Origin of the sequence: Streptomyces sp. NPDC060184 (genome assembly GCF_042728795.1) — a bacterium.
Classification (GTDB): Bacteria; Actinomycetota; Actinomycetes; order Streptomycetales; family Streptomycetaceae; genus Streptomyces.
On the sequence record NZ_JBHWYX010000021.1, the window covers coordinates 73,808 to 90,192 of the forward strand.

15 protein-coding genes are annotated in these 16,385 nt (G+C 73.1%); 13 read left to right on the plus strand and 2 right to left on the minus strand.

Features of this window, described 5'->3' with window-relative positions; genetic code table 11:
• Positions 1-7 precede the first annotated feature (7 nt).
• The 7 genes from ACFWEE_RS16415 to ACFWEE_RS16445 all read left to right on the plus strand — a co-directional run bounded on the left by ACFWEE_RS16415 (position 8) and on the right by ACFWEE_RS16445 (position 5,424).
• A complete protein-coding gene (locus ACFWEE_RS16415; RefSeq protein WP_386889685.1) occupies positions 8-2,761 on the plus strand; it encodes a hypothetical protein in 2,754 nt (917 codons plus the stop codon).
• 12 nt (positions 2,762-2,773) lie between these two features.
• A complete protein-coding gene (locus ACFWEE_RS16420) occupies positions 2,774-3,277 on the plus strand; it encodes a hypothetical protein (protein ID WP_386889687.1) in 504 nt (167 codons plus the stop codon).
• Between the two features lie 60 nt (positions 3,278-3,337).
• The gene (locus ACFWEE_RS16425) at positions 3,338-3,610 is read left to right on the plus strand and encodes a hypothetical protein (RefSeq protein ID WP_386889689.1); all 273 of its coding nucleotides are present in this window, start codon (positions 3,338-3,340) and stop codon (positions 3,608-3,610) included.
• 63 nt (positions 3,611-3,673) lie between these two features.
• Positions 3,674-4,462, plus strand: coding sequence for an N-acetylmuramoyl-L-alanine amidase (locus tag ACFWEE_RS16430; protein ID WP_386889690.1), 789 nt, complete (start codon positions 3,674-3,676; stop codon positions 4,460-4,462).
• Between the two features lie 2 nt (positions 4,463-4,464).
• Positions 4,465-4,728, plus strand: coding sequence for a hypothetical protein (locus ACFWEE_RS16435; RefSeq protein ID WP_386889692.1), 264 nt, complete (start codon positions 4,465-4,467; stop codon positions 4,726-4,728).
• Positions 4,728-5,153: a hypothetical protein gene (locus ACFWEE_RS16440; RefSeq protein WP_386889693.1), complete on the plus strand. Its 426-nt coding sequence runs from the start codon at positions 4,728-4,730 to the stop codon at positions 5,151-5,153. The genes ACFWEE_RS16435 and ACFWEE_RS16440 overlap by 1 nt, the downstream gene beginning before the upstream one ends.
• Position 5,154: 1 nt before the next feature.
• Positions 5,155-5,424 (plus strand): hypothetical protein, encoded by a 270-nt coding sequence (locus tag ACFWEE_RS16445; RefSeq protein ID WP_386889695.1) that lies wholly within the window; start codon positions 5,155-5,157, stop codon positions 5,422-5,424.
• A 48-nt stretch (positions 5,425-5,472) separates the two neighbouring features.
• Here ACFWEE_RS16445 and ACFWEE_RS16450 read toward each other — a convergent pair whose 3' ends face one another.
• Positions 5,473-5,640 carry a hypothetical protein gene (locus ACFWEE_RS16450; RefSeq protein ID WP_386889697.1) on the minus strand — a complete coding sequence of 56 codons (168 nt, stop codon included), beginning with the start codon at positions 5,638-5,640 and terminating at the stop codon, positions 5,473-5,475.
• Between the two features lie 146 nt (positions 5,641-5,786).
• Here ACFWEE_RS16450 and ACFWEE_RS16455 point away from each other — a divergent pair, with 146 nt between their 5' ends.
• Positions 5,787-7,028 (plus strand): helix-turn-helix domain-containing protein, encoded by a 1,242-nt coding sequence (locus ACFWEE_RS16455; protein WP_386889699.1) that lies wholly within the window; start codon positions 5,787-5,789, stop codon positions 7,026-7,028.
• Positions 7,029-7,347: 319 nt separating this feature from the next.
• Positions 7,348-7,632 (plus strand): hypothetical protein, encoded by a 285-nt coding sequence (locus ACFWEE_RS16460; protein ID WP_386889700.1) that lies wholly within the window; start codon positions 7,348-7,350, stop codon positions 7,630-7,632.
• A gap of 9 nt (positions 7,633-7,641) precedes the next feature.
• Here the strand turns inward: ACFWEE_RS16460 and ACFWEE_RS16465 are convergent, their stop codons facing one another.
• Positions 7,642-7,887: a helix-turn-helix domain-containing protein gene (locus ACFWEE_RS16465; protein ID WP_386889702.1), complete on the minus strand. Its 246-nt coding sequence runs from the start codon at positions 7,885-7,887 to the stop codon at positions 7,642-7,644.
• A 1,002-nt stretch (positions 7,888-8,889) separates the two neighbouring features.
• Between ACFWEE_RS16465 and ACFWEE_RS16470 the strand changes: the two genes are divergently transcribed.
• The 4 genes from ACFWEE_RS16470 (at position 8,890) to ACFWEE_RS16485 (ending at position 16,267) form a co-directional block, all read left to right on the plus strand.
• On the plus strand, positions 8,890-12,357 hold the full coding sequence (locus ACFWEE_RS16470; protein ID WP_386889704.1) for an FHA domain-containing protein: 3,468 nt from the start codon (positions 8,890-8,892) through the stop codon (positions 12,355-12,357).
• Between the two features lie 235 nt (positions 12,358-12,592).
• The gene (locus ACFWEE_RS16475; RefSeq protein ID WP_386889706.1) at positions 12,593-13,969 is read left to right on the plus strand and encodes an ABC transporter substrate-binding protein; all 1,377 of its coding nucleotides are present in this window, start codon (positions 12,593-12,595) and stop codon (positions 13,967-13,969) included.
• A gap of 4 nt (positions 13,970-13,973) precedes the next feature.
• Positions 13,974-15,362, plus strand: a complete 1,389-nt coding sequence (locus ACFWEE_RS16480; RefSeq protein ID WP_386889708.1) for a carbohydrate ABC transporter permease — start codon at positions 13,974-13,976, stop codon at positions 15,360-15,362.
• On the plus strand, positions 15,359-16,267 hold the full coding sequence (locus tag ACFWEE_RS16485; RefSeq protein WP_386889710.1) for a carbohydrate ABC transporter permease: 909 nt from the start codon (positions 15,359-15,361) through the stop codon (positions 16,265-16,267). Before ACFWEE_RS16480 ends, ACFWEE_RS16485 begins: the two co-directional genes overlap by 4 nt.
• Positions 16,268-16,385 lie beyond the last annotated feature (118 nt).

Here is a 16,385-nt window from a genome sequence, read left to right on the forward strand (position 1 = left end):
CGACGTCATGGCCTTTCCCCAGACACCGCTGGACGTGCGGACGGAGTTCCGGATCGGCACCACCTGGACGGACGTCTCCGCCGACACCTACACCCGGGCCCCGATCACCATCACCCGCGGTGTGCCCGACGAGGGCACCACCGTGGACCCGTCGAAGTGCAGCCTCGTGCTGAACAACCGGGGCGGGAAGTACAGCCCGAAGAACCCGCTGTCGCCGTACTACGGGCTCATCGGCCGCAACACCCCGGTCCGGGTATCCGTCCCGCAGACCGAGTCGTACCTCCCGCTCGACGGGACAAACTCCGTCTACGCCTCGACCCCGGACGCCACCGCCCTCGACCTGACCGGCGACCTCGACGTCCGCGCGGAGCTCACCGCCGACTGGACCGCGATCCGCCCGCAGGTCATCCTCAGCAAGTGGGACGCCACCGGCAACCAGCGGTCGTGGGCGTTCCTCATCACGAACGGCTTGATCCGGCTGAGCTTCTCCGCCGACGGGATCACGACCCTCGGCGCGCAGGCCGCGCTGCCTCCGCTGCCGCGAAGGGCCGCCCTGCGCGCCACCCTGGACGTCAACAACGGGGTGGGCGGGCTCACCGCCGCGTTCTACTGGGCGCCGTCCCTGGCGGGCCCCTGGACGTCCATTGCGTCGTTCTCCGGCGGATCGCCTCTGACCCTCTTCAACAGCTCGGCGCCGCTCCGCACGATCATGCCCGACCCCGCCACCAGCATGCTCCCGCTGGAGGGGCAGGTGTACCGCGCCGAGCTCCGGGCCGGGATCGGCGGCACCGTCGTCGCCAGCCCGGATTTCCGGGCCCTGGCCCCGGGGACGACATCGTTCTCGGACCCCGCCACCCGGGCCTGGACCCTCACGGGGACCGCAGTCTCCAACCGGAACTACCGGTTCTTCGGAGAGATCAGCGCGTGGCCGGTCCGGTGGGACGTCAGCGGCAAGGACGTCTGGGTGTCGGTCGAGGCGGCCGGCATCCTGCGACGCCTCGGCCAGGGGCGGAAGCCGCTCGCCTCGACGCTGCGCCGCAGTATCCCCCGGGCCGCGTCGCTGCTGGCGTACTGGCCCATGGAGGAAGGCGAGTTCGCCACGGCCGCGTCCAGCCCGGTCGTCGGCGTGACGCCACTCCAGCTCACCCGGGCGACATGGGCCAGCAACTCCACGCTCGCCTCTTCGGACGCGCTGCCCGTCCTGGCTGCGGGCAGCGGGGACCTGGCGCAGATGACCGGGGCCGTGCCCGCACCGACCGGATCGCCGACCGGGTGGCGGGTGCAGTGGCTGTACCGCCTCGACACCCCCAACACGCCCATGTACACGTTCATGCGGATCGCGTGCTCCGGCGGCACGATCGCCGAGTGGTACGTCCAGCAGTCGGCCACCGGGTCCCGCATCCTCGGCCGGGACGCCAGCGGCACTGACGTCCTGACCTACAACGTCAGCACCGGGACCGACCTGTACAACCGGTGGAACACCGTCTCCGTCCAGCTCCAGCAGAACGGCAGCAACGTCGACATCGACATCTACTGGACCGACCTCGGCGGGGCGCCCGGCCACTACGGCAACAGCTACGCCGGGACCATCGGCCGCGTCCGCACCGTGGGCAGCCCCGCCGGCGGGTACGCAGCGGCGCTCGACGGCATGGCCATCGGGCACATCTCGGTGTTCTCCGCCTCGACGACCACCGCGTTCAACGGGGCGCTCACCGCCTACGACGGGGAGTCCGCCATCAACCGGATGGGGCGCCTCGCCCAGGAGGAGCCGCTGCTGCCCCTGACGTGGACGGACGGTGACACCACCGTCAACTCCGAGGCCATGGGCCCGCAGCGGCCGGCCGAACTCCTCGTCCTCCTGGAGGACTGCGCGGCCACGGACGGCGGTCTGCTGCTGGAGCGGCGCGATCGGCTCGGCCTCCACTACCGGGACCGGACCTCGCTCTACAACCAGACGCCCGGCCTGGTCCTCAACTACGCCGGCGCCGGGGAGGTCGCCCCGCCGCTGGAGCCGGACGAGGACGACCAGAAGCTGCGCAACGACGTCACCGTGACCCGCGACGGCGGCTCCTCCGGCCGGGTCGAGATCACGTCCGGGCCTCTGTCGACCCTGCCCCCGGAACAGGGCGGGGTGGGCGTGTACGACGACGCGGTCACCCTGTCGCTGGGCAGCGACGACCAGGCCCCGCAGATCGCCGGGTGGCTCGCCCACCTCGGCACCGCCGACGAGGCACGCTACCCGTCCATCCACGTGCAGCTGCACACCGCCATCGCGCTCATCCCGGCCGTGCTCGACCTGGAGCTCGGCGACCTCCTGCGCATCGACAACCTCCCCGCCTGGTTGCCGCCGGAGCCCGCGCTCCTGATGGTCCGCGGGTCGACTGAAGTCCTCGACCAGACCACGTGGGACGTCACCTACAACGGCGGCCCGGGGCGGGTGTGGACCGTCGGCGTGTACGACGACGCGGTACGCGGCCGGTACGACACCGGCGGGTCGCAGCTCGCCACGGCGGCCACCGCGACCGCGACGGCCCTGTCCGTGGCGTACACGGACGGCACCCGGTGGGTCACCACGGCCAGCCACCCGGGCAGCTTCCCGTTCGACGCGGTCGTCGGCGGCGAGCGGGTCACGGTCACCGGGATCACCGGCACCGCCAGCCCCCAGAGCTGGACCGTCGTCCGCTCCGTCAACGGCATCGTCAAGGCGCAGACGGTCGGCACCGACGTCCGCCTCGCCGACCCCAGCTACTACGCACTCTGAGGAGGCCGCCCGATGCCGGACACCAGGTTCGCCGGAGAGCGGATCATCGCCAGCGTCGAGAACGCGCGCGCCCCGTTCACGTTGAACTTCACCGCGATCAACAACGACACCCCGTCCGGTGGCATCAACACCACGGAGACCGTCTGGGTGACCACGCCGTCCCTGGTCTTCAAGGCCGGCCGCGCCTACCGGGTCACCGTGAAGGGGTTGATCCAGCTCAGCGCGGCGACGACCGAAGCGCAGGTCCGGGTGCGCAAGGGCGCCCTTGGCGGGTCGATCCTCTACGACTCGTGGCGGATCGCGTCCCCGGGGCAGAGCAACTATGGCATGGAACTGTCCGGCATCTTCGCCAACTCGACCGCGGCCAACATCACCACGGCCGTCGTCGGGACGATCCAGCGCGCGTCCGGCGCGGGGAACGTCCTCATCGCGGCGACCGTGACCTCGCCCGCGTACCTGCACTTCGAGGACATGGGCCCGGCCGCCGACTTCTCCGGATCCGTCGCCCTGACCTGACCCACACCCCTCTCGCCCCGCGCCGCCCGGCCCGGGGCTCCTTCATGCCCAGGAGGGCTCATGCCGATACCCCCGCCCGAGTACCCGTCGGCCAACGACGTCCTGCGCCTCCAGGTCTCCAGCCTCGACGCGGACATACAGGTCGCCTACACCGTCCGCCCCGACCAGATCGAGGCGTGGACCGACGACGAGCTGCACTCCAAGGTCGCCGTCTTGAAGGACGCCGTGCGCGCCCTGCTCCCGGCCGGCGTCGACCTCCAGACCAACATCTTCTGGACCCGGGACGCACGGACGCCGGTCCTCCACGAGGTCGAGACCGTGAAGGCCTCCTGACACCACGAACCCCCGCCCGCCCCGCGCCGTCCGGCCGGGGCGTCTCTACGTCTGGAGGACCCCGTGGCCTGGTATCCGGGAGCCACGAAGTACGAGCTGCAACCCGAGTCGGACGCCCAGCCCGCGATCCGGCCGACGCAGTTCATCGTCCACTCGATCATCGCCCCGTGGACCGCGAAGCGCGTCTTCGAGTACTGGCGTGACAGCACCAACCTGGAGTCCCACTTCGGCATCGGCTACGAGGAGGGGGACGTCGGCCAGTTCATCGGCACGCAGACCCGGGCCGACGCGAACGCTGGCGCGAACCGGCGGGCCGACGGGACCGGGGCCGTGTCGGCGGAGACCGCGTCGAACACCGAGGGCACCGACCCGTGGACCGCCGCCCAGATCGAGGAGCTGATCGACCTCGGTGTGTGGCTGCACGCGACGCACGGCATCCCTCTGCGGATCTGCCGCACCCACGACGACCCGGGGTTCGGCTACCACTCGATGTTCCCGCAGTGGTCGACCTCGGGCACCGCGTGCCCCGGCAAGGCCCGCATCGCCCAGTTCAAGACGGCCGTGTTCCCGGGCATCGTCGCCCGCGCCACTGGCGCCCCTGCACCCACCAACACCACGTCCGAGGAGGACGAGATGACCCCTGCCGACATGGCGCAGCTGGCCGACCTCGTGGTCGACCGGCTGCTCGCGAAGGACACCTTCGACGCCCCGGCGGACGCCGCCGACTACAGCGCGGACAAGAAGTCGGACAAGCACTACTGGTCCGGGCGGAGCGTCTTCAGCGACCTCGTCACCCGAGTCCGCCGCATCGACAAGACCCTGACCGCGCTCACCAAGAAGCTGGAGGCCTGACCATGGCCGAGACCCCGTTCCCGCTGCCCAGCACCGAGACCGTCCTGAAGACCGCCGGGACCTACGCCCGCGACCTCGGCGAGCGCGTCGTGTCCACCGGGCTGGAGGCGTTCGTCGGCGCCCTGGTCGTCACCGCGCCGTTCGACCTGTCCATGTGGCAGAACGCCGCGACCGCCGGGGCCGCCGCCGGGTTTGCGGTCCTCAAGGGCCTGGCCGCCCGACTCCGCGACGTGCGGAACTCGGCCTCCCTCGCCCGAGGCGTCTGATGCTCGGCGCGGCGCCGCGCGGCACGGTGTCCCGGCGCCGCGCCGTCCTGGTTGTCCTTGGCGCCGGGTGGGCCGGGTACGGGGCACTGGGCATCCTGGCCAGCCCGCGCGCGGGCACGAGCGACCTGCTCGCAGAGATCACCCGGTGGGTGCCCATGCCCGTTCTCGGGTGGCTGTGGGTCACGGCCGGGACAGTCGCCATCGGAGCCGGGCTGGTGACGAACTGCCCGCGCGTCCAAGCCGCCGGGTACGCGGCGCTCGCAGCCGTCGCCGGGCTCTGGGCGGCGGGCTTCGTCCTCGCCGTCCCACGGGCGCCAACCGCGTCCGGCTCAGCATCAATCTGGGTGGCCATCGCGCTCGCGGTGGTCGTGGTGTCGGGCATGGACGACCCGCTGCCGAGAGCGATACGAAAGAGGTGGCGCTGACATGGACTTCAGCGGGCTCGCCGCCGCCGGGGTGGCGCTGATCGTCGGGCTCCTCGGCTGGACGCAGAGCCGGGCGACGAACCGGCGCTCCGACTTCGCCGCGATCACCGACCGACTCGACAAGGAGGTCCAGGAGGAGCGGGTGCAGCGACGCCTGCTGACCCGGGCCTACCTCGACCTCTGGGGCTGGGCACGCCGCGTCGGCCCGGACACCCCGGCCGGCCCGGCACCCGACCCCCCCGTCGACCTCGACCTCACACCCTGGCACTGACCACCACACCGCCCCCGTCCTGGCCTCGCGCCGGGCGGGGGCGTTTCGTCATGTGCGGGCGAGGGTTGCTTTCAGCGTCTCGGTGACGGCCATCAGCTCCGCCGCTTGCGCCGGATCGGCGGCGGCAGCGTGGCCAGCGGCGAAGGCCAGCCAGCGCACAGCGTCTCGGAGAGCGGCTTCCAGCTCGGCGATCCGGTCGTCGTGGGGTGCGGTCACGCCTCACCAACGACCGGCGGAGCCCGGCGTCACGCCTCACCAGAACCAGGACCCGATCCGGCTGGCAGACGTCGCAAGTCGGGCACACGGAAAGGACCTTGCCCCATACCCTGGCAGTGACGAGCTGTTCAGAGAGGGGCAAGGCCATGTCATTCGATGCTACCCCGGACCCGCACACAGACCCGATCGCTTTCGGTCAGCGGCTCCAAATCCTTCGCACCCGTCGGGGCGTGACCCGCGAGCAGCTGGGCGGGCTGATGGGCCGGTCCGCTTCCTGGGTGAAGGGGATCGAGACCGGGCGCCGCGGCGTGCCGCGCCTGGAGGTCATCCTCCGGCTGGCGGAGGTTCTCCGGGTCCAGGCCCTGTCCGACCTGACCGGAGAGACCACACCGATGCCGCTCTTCACTGGGCCGGGACACCCCCGGCTTCCCGCGGTGCGCGCCGCGATCGACGCCTTCCCCGTGGGCGGGACCGAGGCGGCACAGACGGCCGCGCACCTCTCCGCCCGTCTCGCCCGTGCGTGGGCAGCCCGGCACACGTCGCCTCTCCACCGTGACACCGTCGGTGCGCTCCTCCCTGAGTTGATCCGGGACGCGCAGGCGGCTGTGCGGCAGGCGGACACCGGCGCGGCCTGGCGTGCGGCGCAGGCGGTGCTCGCCGAGGTGTACGCGCTCGCGCAGTTCTTCCTCTCGTACCAGCCGGATCCGGCTCTGGTGTGGCGGGTTTCCGAGCGCGGGATGATCGCCGCCCAGCAGTCCGAGGACGGGCACGCCATCGGCGTCGCCGCCTGGCTGGCCGCGCAGGCGCACCGCGACCGTGCCCACTACGATGCGGCCGAGCACGTCGTCGGCGAGGCGCTCCGCTACCTGAAGCCGCTCCTCCTCGATGGCGCCGAGCCGGTCCAGGCGATCACCGGGGCGCTCCAGTTCGAAGCGGCGTACACGGCGGCTCGCCGGGGCGAGACGGGCACGGCGTGGCGGCACTGGGACGAAGCGCGGCAGACAGCCCGCAGGCTGCCCGGCGACTACTTCCACCCGGTGACCAGCTTCGGCCAGGCCATCATGGGCGCGCACGCGGTAACCGTAGCGGTCGAGCTGCACGCGGGTGGTGAGTCGGTGAGGCAGGCCGCAGCAGCCGACGCGACCACGATTCCGTCGAGGCCGCGACGGGCCCGGCATCGGATCGAGCAGGCGCGCGGCTACCAGCTCGACGGGCAGCCCGACGTTGCGCTTGCCACGCTGGCGCAGGCGCACGAGGCCGCCCCGGAAACCATCCGGTACAACGGGTACGCGCGCCGGATCGTCCTCGAAGAGACCCAGGCGAAGAGCCCGGCCCGCCGGCGCCGTGCGTCCGCCCTGGCGGTGCAGCTCGGTCTCCTCGCCGCGTAACAGCCACCACGAGGGGGCGCAATGTGCGCCCCTGGTTCCGCGCAGTGCCCCTCACCCTTGTGTGACCTGACCGCACGATCACACAGGGGTGCGCGGATGAGTCATCGAGAATGTACGTACTGCCCGGAGCCCGGGGCTGACGTGTGCGTGCGCATGCACGTCGCGTCGTCCGGGGCGGGCCTCAGCGTGTTCGCGCACGCTGAGTGCGCCGAGCAGCGAGGCGTGCGTGTGCTGTACCGGGTTCTGCCCGAGACCTCGGAGGTAACCGGGTGACGACCACGGAGACGCCGCTCACCGCCGGGGAGGTTGCGTACCGCCGGTGGCTGTCGCACACCGCGACGTGCGCCACCTGCCGGGCCTCGGCCGCCTGCCCCACGTCGGTGCGGCTCGGCCGGGCATGGAGGGCAGCACGATGATCTGCGTCTACTGCGACCGGGCCATCCTCGGCGAGGCCATCGTCGTCGCCGAGGGGCACTCCGCCTCCGGCGCCCGGCCGGACTCGTACGCCCACCAGGTCACCGACCCCGAGTGCACCGGCCGGCGGGCCGCCCCGAGCATCCTCCACCGGCAGCTCGACGAAATGCCGCCACCGGGACGACGCTGAGTCGGGTCATCACGCGACGTCGCGGACCACCTCGGCGAGCGGCACGCCGATGGCGTCGGCAATGCGAATCAGGCTGTCGAGCCGCGGGGACGCGTGCCCCTTCTCGATGCGGTTATACGAGTCGAGCCCGATGCCCGCGCGGAGGCTCACCGCTTCCTGTGTGAGGCCAGCGTGCAGCCGCGCAGCTCGTATCCGGTCGCCGACGGCTCGACGGCGCGCGAGGACGCGGTCGTCGGGCAGCGGCTGGTGGTGCACCTGCCCACGGTCGCCGCATCAAGATCGAATGTCTTTATGGTCAACCCTAAAATGGTTGATCTTGAATTGCGTGGGTATCCCACCCACACCCTCGCCCCCCGATCGCTCGATCGGGTTGCGCTGCGGCGGTCGCTCGCACGAGGTCCGTCCATCCAGATGATGGAGCCGCACGCACAGAACGGCCCCGGGAGGAATCCGGGGCCGTTCTGCTTGTTACGACTCGACAACTATCCACCTGCGCAACTCCCACGCCCAAGGCGGAATCGCGTCACATCATGGGGCAGATAACTTCGCAAAACAGGCTCAGAGCCGAGCAGGTCAAACGCTCTGTAGTACAGCGCTAGCAGCGTGATAATTGCTGCCTACGGGCCGCACGTCATGCGCTCCCTGCTGGTCGTGGTGATGGTGGAAGGTGAGGGCCCGCGCTACCGGGACCGCCGGGCCGCCCCGGATGTTCCGGCCCACTGTAATGGTGCCGAACCGGCCGCCGACGGGTCGCGAACGGGCTGTGTTCGCGCCGTGACCTGTCGGTTTCCGGCCATTTCCCGATGGGCTCCGGCGGCTGCCGGAACCGTCGCACCTCCTGTACCGGGGAGGACGCCCGCGGGAGAGGACCGGTTGCCCTCCGTGTGCGCGTACCCCTGCCCGCTCCCCCACCCCGGTAAGCCCGTCCTCCCCTCTCGGGCGAGCACCGCTTATCCCCGGGCGAGCCCCGCTCCCGCCCTCCGGTGAGTTCGGTTTTCCTCCCTCCGGTAAGCGGAGTGTCAGAACCCGGCCCAAGCAGGCGCTTTTGCGCCCACACCCGACCAATCAAGATCACTTATGGCTGACCCGTGGGCGTGTTGCCAGTGGCAGGTGCGAGGATGCCTCCAGCACGGAACTGCGGGAGCGGGAGCCCTGCGGTACGTGACGACCCGTACCGGACGACGCGTCCGCGCCGGGTGGGGGGCATCACAGGGAGGTCCCCTGCCGGGCAACCCGCAGAAGGGACCGCTGACGGCGATGCAGATCCGGCTGACTGTCCTCGCGCCGCGCACCGGCCACGCACCGGCGCGCGCGTGCGACGTCCTGCTCACGGCCCCGGCGGGCACCGCGCTCGCCGCCGTCGCCTCGGCCCTCGCCTCGGCGGTCCAGGGCCCCGAGGGGTCCCTGGGCGGTGGCGCGGTGATCCTCTTCGCCGGGCGGGAGCGGCTGGACGCCCAGCGCCTCTCCCTGGGCGAGCCGCCGCTGGTCGACGGCGCGGTGCTCTCCCTCCACTGCCCCGGTGAGGACGAACCGTCCACCGACGACTCCGTCCCGGCCCGGCTGCACGTGGTCGCCGGCCCCGACGCGGGCGGTGTCCACCTGCTGCACGGCGGGCAGATCCGCGTCGGCCGCTCCGCCGACGCGGACGTGCCGCTCGACGACCCCGACGTCTCCCGGCTGCACTGCGCGGTCACCGTCTCCGGCGACGGCCGGGTCACCGTGGCCGACCTCGGCTCCACCAACGGCACCTCGCTGGACGGCGCCGAGATCGGCACCCGGCCGGTCCCGCTGTCGGCGGGCGCCCTGCTGCGGCTCGGCGAGTCCACCCTCCGCCTCGCCACCGGTCCTCGCCCTCCGGCGCTGGTCACCGCCCCCGACGGCGAGGGCCATCTGCGGGTGGCCCGGCCGGAGCCCGGTACGCCCGGGAACGGCGGCCCGGACCCGGCCCACGGGCACGGTGCGTACGCGGAGGAGACCCGGCCCTCCGGCCACGACTCGCCCTACCGCCAGGAGACCCCCGGCCCCGCCCCCCGGCCGGACGCGTCCTCCCGGCCCGGCGCCGAGCAGCCCCGCCGCGGCGGCATAGGGGCCTGGGCCCGCAGGCTGGCCGGCGGGCGCGCCGACCACGAGGCCGCGGACGCCTCGGACGCCCCCCGGTCCGCCCCGGGGCACACCGGGTTCCTCGCCCCCTCCGCCCCGGCCGGCACGTGGCCGGACCCGGCGGCGGTCCTGCTGACCGCGCTCGGCCCGGGACCCCGGCTCTGGGAGCGGGACCCCGGCCATCCGGAGGCGCTGGCCGTCCGGCTCGGCACGACCGACCGGGCCGAGCTGCCCTCGGTGCCGGTGACGGTCGGGCTGCGCGAGGCCGGTTCGCTCGGGCTGGCCGGGCCGTGGGACCGCCTCACCGGGCTGGCCCGCTCGGTGGTCGCCCAGCTCGCCGCCCTGCACTCCCCCACCGACCTGGAGATCGTGCTCATCAGCACGGACCGCAACCGCACCGCGGACGAGCGGCGCGGCGCCTGGTCCTGGCTGGGGTGGCTGCCGCATCTGCGGCCGATGCGCGGCCAGGACTGCCGGCTGCTCCTCGCGTACGACCGGGAGCAGGCGGCGGCCCGTACGGACGAGCTGGTCCGCCGCCTGGACGAGGGCCCGCTCGGCCCCGGCTGGCCGCACGCCGGGCGCGAGGCGGTGGCCGAGGCCGCGGCGGCGTGGACCGGCCCGTACACCGTGGTGGTCGTCGACGGCGACCCCGGGACGGCCGCGCTGCGGGAGACCACAGCGCGGCTGGCGGGCGCCGGGGCGGCGGCCGGAATCCATCTGGTCTGCCTGGCGGAGACCCCGCCGGCCTCGCCGACCTCCCCGGTCGCCGCGACCTACGAGGCCGCCTGCCACGCCTCCCTCGCCTTCCGCGAGTGCGGGGCGGTCGCCCTGCTGAGCGGGGACGTCGCGACCGCGCTCCGGCTGCTGCGCACGGCGGGCGGCCAGGTCGCGGGGCACGGCACGGTGGCGACCGTGGACGCGGTGTCGCCCGCCTGGGCGGAACGCTTCGGCCGGGCGCTGGCCCCGCTGCGGGACGAGGGCCCGGCAGGGGCGGCTGAGCTCGCGAAGACCGCCGCGCTGCCGCCCACCTCCCGGCTCCTCGACGAGCTGGGCCTGGCCCGGGCCACCCCGGCCTCGCTGATGGCCCGCTGGGCGTCGACCGCCGAACGCCAGCCCGGCGCCTCGGCCCGGCCGACCCCCACCCCGTCGTCGGGGCGGCTCGGCGACCCCCAGGACACCCCGGGCCCCGGCCGCACCCTCAGCACCGGCCCGCTCCGCACCGGCCCGCTGGTCGGCGGCCAGCGCACCGAATCACCCGACTCGGCCCGCACCCCGTACCCGTCCCGCACGGACTCCGGGCGCACGCCGTACCCGGGTGCCGCGGACGCCCGTACCGACTCGGACCGCACGCCCTACCCCTCCCGCACGGACTCCGGCCGCACGCCCTACCCCGGCACCCCCGGCACCCCCGACGCCCGGACCGACTCCGGCCGTACCCCCTACCCCGGCGCCACGGCGCGGGGTACGGGCGACACGCCGTACCCGGCGCCCGCGCCGCGTACCGGCTCAGAGCGCACCCCGTATCCGGCGTCCGCCGCACCGGCCGCGGGCGGCGAAGGAGCCGGCGGGATGGCCGGGCGGCCGGTGGTGGTGCTGGGGGCCGGGCCCCGGGGGCCGGTGAGCGTGGATCTCGCCGACGAGGGGCCGCACCTGCTCGTCGAGGGCCCGGCGGGCAGCGGGCGTACCGAACTGCTGCGGGCGATCGCCGCCTCGCTCGCCTCGGCCGCCCGTCCCGACCGGCTCGGCATCCTGCTGGTGGACGGCGCCGGGGCGGGCGGGGAGAACGGCGAGCCCGGCGAGGGCTTGCGCCCCTGCACCGAGCTGCCGCACGTCTTCTCGTACCTGTCGGCCTCCGACCCGGTCCGGATGCGGGAGTTCGCGCGGGCGCTCGGCGGTGAGCTGAAGCGCCGCGCCGAACTCCTCGGCGGGCTGGACTTCGCCGAGTGGCACACCCGGCACGAGGTCGCGCAGCGGCTCGTCGGCCAGCGCCCGCCGAGCCCCTCGGAGCAGCGCGGAGACCCCGACGCCGCCTCCTCGACCACGGGCACGCTGCGGCTGCGGGCGACCGCGCGGGCGGTCGACCCCGGTCCGTCGCCGCTGCCCCGGCTCGTGGTGCTCGCCGACGACTTCGACGCCCTGGTCGCCCCGGCGCTCGGCAGCCCGGGGCGGCCGGCCGCGGGGTCGGTGGTGCGGGCCCTGGAGGCGGTGGCCCGGGACGGCGAGCGGCTCGGGGTGCACCTGGTGGCGTCCTCGGGGCGCCCGGACCGCACCGAGGACACCGAGCTGGCGCGGGGTGCCCGGCTGCGGATCGTGCTGGACCCGCCGGTGCTGCCGCCGTCGCCGGACGAACCGGCGCCGGGGCGCGGGCGGCTGGGGCATCCGGACGGGCGGGTCACCCCGTTCCAGGGCGGCCGGGTGACGGGGCGCATCCCGCGCACGGCGACCCTGCGTCCGACGGTGGTGCCGCTGGAGTGGGAGCGGATGGGCGATCCGCCGACCCGGCGTCCGGTCCGCGAGCTGGGCAACGGGCCGACCGACCTGGCGCTCCTCGCCAGCGCGCTGGAGCGCGCGGCGCGCTCGGTGAACGCCGAGCGGCTGCCTCCGCTGCCGCCCGTCTCCTCGTGATCCCCGGCGCTCTCCTTTTCGGGTGTCCTCCGGCGGACGGAGCTGTCCTCCTGACCTCTGTCCGCCGGGTGCGCGTTTCCTCCTGAAACGACGTCACGAGCGGGTCACGATCGTCCGCCCGGCCCCCACGGCGGTATTGCGGGCCCTCCGCGCCCCGGCGTAGGACTGTGCCCACGGACGGCGCGGTGCTCGCACAGCGGCGAGCGGACGCGCGTCGCCGGGAAACGGGGAGGTCATGCACAGAACCCGACAAGTGGGCCGGGCGGCAGCGGTGTTCGCCGCGGTGGGCGCGCTGGCGCTGACCGGCTGCTCGGGCGGTTCGGACGACGGCAAGGACGGCAAGGACACCGGGGGCGCCACGGCGGGCGCGAGCGAATCGCCCACGACGACCGTCTCGTTACCCCGTCTGGACGGTGAGCAGCTCTCCGTGGCCGCCGTGTGGACGGGCCCGGAGCAGCAGAACTTCCTCAAGGTCCTCGAAGAGTTCGAGAAGCGGACGGGAGCGAAGGTCACCTTCGTCCCCGCGCAGGACCCGATCGTCAACTTCCTCGGTACGAAGATCGCGGGCGGTCAGCCGCCGGACGTGGCGATGATCCCGCAGGTGGGTGCGATCCGGCAGGCCGTGGCGAAGAAGTGGGCCAAGCCCGTCGGCAACGAGGCACGGGCCCAGCTCGGCCAGAACTACGCGCAGGTCTGGCAGGACCTCGGCGCCGTGGACGGCACCCAGTACGGCGTCTACTACAAGGCCGCCAACAAGTCGCTGGTCTGGTACAACGCCAAGGCGTTCGAGAACGCGGGCGCGGCCGAGCCGAAGACCTGGAAGGACTTCCTCACCACCGCCGAGACGGTGTCGGCCTCCGGGATCACCCCGGTGTCGGTGGGAGGCGCCGACGGGTGGACCCTCACCGACTGGTTCGAGAACGTCTACCTCTCCCAGGCGGGCCCGGAGAAGTACGACCAGCTGGCGAAGCACGGGATCAAGTGGACGGACCCGTCCGTGAAGGACGCGCTCACCACCCTCGCCCAGCTCTTCGGCAAGCCGGAGCTGATCGCGGGCGGCGCGTCCGGGGCGCTGCAGACCGAGTTCCCGGCGTCGGTGACGCAGACCTTCACCGGCGGGGACCAGCCGAAGGCCGCGATGGTCTACGAGGGCGACTTCGTCGCCGTGAACATCGCGGAGACCGACGCGAAGATCGGTACGGACGCCAAGGTCTTCCCGTTCCCGGCGGTCGGCGCGAACTCCCCGGTGGTGACCGGCGGGGACGCGGCGGTGGCGCTGAAGGACTCCAAGGGGGCCCAGGCGCTGCTGACCTTCCTGGCGTCCACGGACGCGGCGAGGATCTCGGCCGGGGCGGGCGGGTTCCTCTCGCCCAACAAGTCCCTGGACCCGGCCGTGTACCCGAACGAGGTGCAGCGCACCATGGCGAAGGCGCTGATCGCGGCCGGGGACGACGTCCGGTTCGACATGTCGGACCAGGCGCCGCAGTCCTTCGGCGGTACGCCCGGCAAGGGCGAGTGGAAGATCCTCCAGGACTTCCTGAAGAACCCGAAGGACATCGCGGGGACCCAGCGGGCGCTGGAGTCCGCCGCCGCCGAGGCGTACACGAGCTGACGCGGTGACGACAGCGACGACGGGGGGCGCCGGTGCGGTGCCCCCCGCCCACCCGGGTCCCCCCGTCCCCACCCGTACCGGCCGCCCCTCCCGGCGGTCCGGCCGAGGCGTCACCGGCACCCGCGGCGCCGTCGCGGTGGCGTTCCTGCTGCCCGCGCTGGTGCTGCTGGGTGCGCTGGTGGTCTATCCCATCGCCTACTCCGTGTACCGCTCGTTCCTCGACCAGCCGGGCACCGGCTTCGCCGGGTTCGACAACTACCGGACGCTGTTCACGGACGACTCGATCCGTACGGCGGTCAAGAACAACCTGATCTGGGTGGTCCTCGCACCCACCGTCTCCACCGCGCTCGGCCTGATCTTCGCGGTGCTGACCGAACGCGTCCGCTGGGGCACGGCGTTCAAGCTGGTCGTCTTCATGCCGATGGCGATCTCCATGCTGGCCGCCGGGATCATCTTCCGGCTGGTCTACGACGAGGCGCCGGAGCGCGGGGTCGCCAACGCCGTCTGGGTGGGCGTGCACGACACCTTCGCGAAGTCCGCCGGGTTCCCGAAGGCCCATCCGCTGCCGGTGCACCCGCTGAAGGCGGGCGGCGGCGGGTCGTTCGTCACGAAGGCGACGGTACGCGCGGGCGTCCCGGTGCTGCTGCCGCTGGTCGGGGTCGTACCGGAGAAGATGCCGCGCGACGCGCAGCCCGCGCGCACCCCGGCGCCGGACGGCGACCGGATCACCGGCACCGCCTGGCTGGACTTCACCAAGGGCGGCGGCGGGAAGCCCAACACGGTCGACGCGAAGGAACTCGGCCTCAAGGGCATCGAGGTGGAGGCGGTGAAGGACGGCAAGGTCGTGGCCACCGCCACGGCCGGGGCCGACGGGACCTTCTCGCTGCCCGCCGCCGCCGACGGCGCGGTGCTCCGGCTGCCGGCCGACAACTTCCGCGAGCCGTACAACGGGGTCTCCTGGCTCGGCCCGGACCTGGTCACCCCCGGGATCATCGGCAGTTACGTCTGGATGTGGGCGGGCTTCGCGATGGTGCTGATCGCGGCGGGCCTCGCCGGACTCCCCCGCGAGCTCCTGGAGGCGGCGCGGGTCGACGGGGCGAACGAGTGGCAGGTCTTCCGCCGGATCACCGTGCCGATGCTGGCACCGGTCCTCGCGGTGGTGCTGGTCACGCTCATGATCAACGTACTGAAGGTCTTCGACCTGATCTTCATCATCGCGCCGGGCTCCTCCCAGGACGACGCGAACGTCCTCGCCCTCCAGCTGTACCGCTCCTCCTTCGGGACGGACGCGGACCTGGGCGTCGGCAGCGCCATCGCCGTCCTCCTGCTGCTGCTGGTGATCCCGGTGATGGCCTTCAACATCCGGCGGATACGCAAGGAGGGGCGCCGATGACGACCACGGCACCGACCAGCGCGGCGCGGACGCCGGCCGGACCGGCGAAGGCCGCCCCGTCGCTCGGGGCGCGGATCGCCGCACGGGCCGGCGGCGGGGTGATGCGGGTCTTCCTCGTCCTGGTCGCCCTGTTCTGGCTGATGCCGACGATCGGGCTGCTGCTCTCCTCGCTGCGGGACGGCAAGGACATCGCGGCGAGCGGCTGGTGGCAGGTCTTCACCGCCCCCTCCCAACTGACCCTCGACAACTACCAGCACCTGCTCTCCGACTCGGCGATCACCGGCTCGCTGCTCTCCACCGTGATGATCACCGTGCCGTCCACGGTCCTGGTGGTGGTGATCGGCTCGTTCGCCGGCTACGCCTTCGCCTGGATGGACTTCCCCGGCCGCGACTGGTGGTTCCTGCTGGTCGTGGGGCTGCTGGTGGTGCCGGTCCAGGTCGCCCTGATCCCGGTCTCCAAGCTCTTCGGCACCCTCGGGATCTTCGAGACCACCCTCGGCGTGGTCCTCTTCCACACGGCCTTCGGCCTGCCGTTCGCGATCTTCCTGCTGCGGAACTTCTTCGCGGAGATCCCCCGCGAGCTCCTGGAGGCCGCCCGGCTCGACGGGGCGGGTGAGATCCGGCTCTTCACCCGGGTCGTGATGCCGCTCGGCGGACCCGCCATCGCCTCGCTCGGCATCTTCCAGTTCCTCTGGGTCTGGAACGACATGCTGGTCGCGTTGATCTTCGCGGACTCCGGCTCCCCGCCGATCACCGTGGCGCTCCAGCAGCAGGTACGCCAGTTCGGCAACAACATCGACGTACTGGCACCGGGGGCGTTCGTCTCGATGGTGATCCCGCTGGCGGTGTTCTTCGCCTTCCAGCGGCAGTTCGTCTCGGGGGTGATGGCGGGGGCGGTGAAGTGAGCGGCCTCCCCTGCGCGGTGGCCCGTCCCGCGCGGGACCACCTCGACGTACCGGTCGTCGCCGAACGCCTGTCGGAGTGGTTCCCCCTCTGACACGACTGGACGAGGACCCGGGCGCA

What these genes read in the sequence shown, in the direction of transcription:
- ACFWEE_RS16485 (WP_386889710.1), top strand. Translation starts at nt 15,359, where the DNA reads ATGACGACCACGGCACCGACCAGCGCGGCGCGGACGCCGGCCGGACCG.
- ACFWEE_RS16435 (WP_386889692.1), top strand. Translation starts at nt 4,465, where the DNA reads ATGGCCGAGACCCCGTTCCCGCTGCCCAGCACCGAGACCGTCCTGAAG.
- ACFWEE_RS16470 (WP_386889704.1), top strand. Translation starts at nt 8,890, where the DNA reads ATGCAGATCCGGCTGACTGTCCTCGCGCCGCGCACCGGCCACGCACCG.
- ACFWEE_RS16455 (WP_386889699.1), top strand. Translation starts at nt 5,787, where the DNA reads ATGTCATTCGATGCTACCCCGGACCCGCACACAGACCCGATCGCTTTC.
- ACFWEE_RS16420 (WP_386889687.1), top strand. Translation starts at nt 2,774, where the DNA reads ATGCCGGACACCAGGTTCGCCGGAGAGCGGATCATCGCCAGCGTCGAG.
- ACFWEE_RS16475 (WP_386889706.1), top strand. Translation starts at nt 12,593, where the DNA reads ATGCACAGAACCCGACAAGTGGGCCGGGCGGCAGCGGTGTTCGCCGCG.
- ACFWEE_RS16440 (WP_386889693.1), top strand. Translation starts at nt 4,728, where the DNA reads ATGCTCGGCGCGGCGCCGCGCGGCACGGTGTCCCGGCGCCGCGCCGTC.
- ACFWEE_RS16425 (WP_386889689.1), top strand. Translation starts at nt 3,338, where the DNA reads ATGCCGATACCCCCGCCCGAGTACCCGTCGGCCAACGACGTCCTGCGC.
- ACFWEE_RS16445 (WP_386889695.1), top strand. Translation starts at nt 5,155, where the DNA reads ATGGACTTCAGCGGGCTCGCCGCCGCCGGGGTGGCGCTGATCGTCGGG.
- ACFWEE_RS16415 (WP_386889685.1), top strand. Translation starts at nt 8, where the DNA reads ATGGCCTTTCCCCAGACACCGCTGGACGTGCGGACGGAGTTCCGGATC.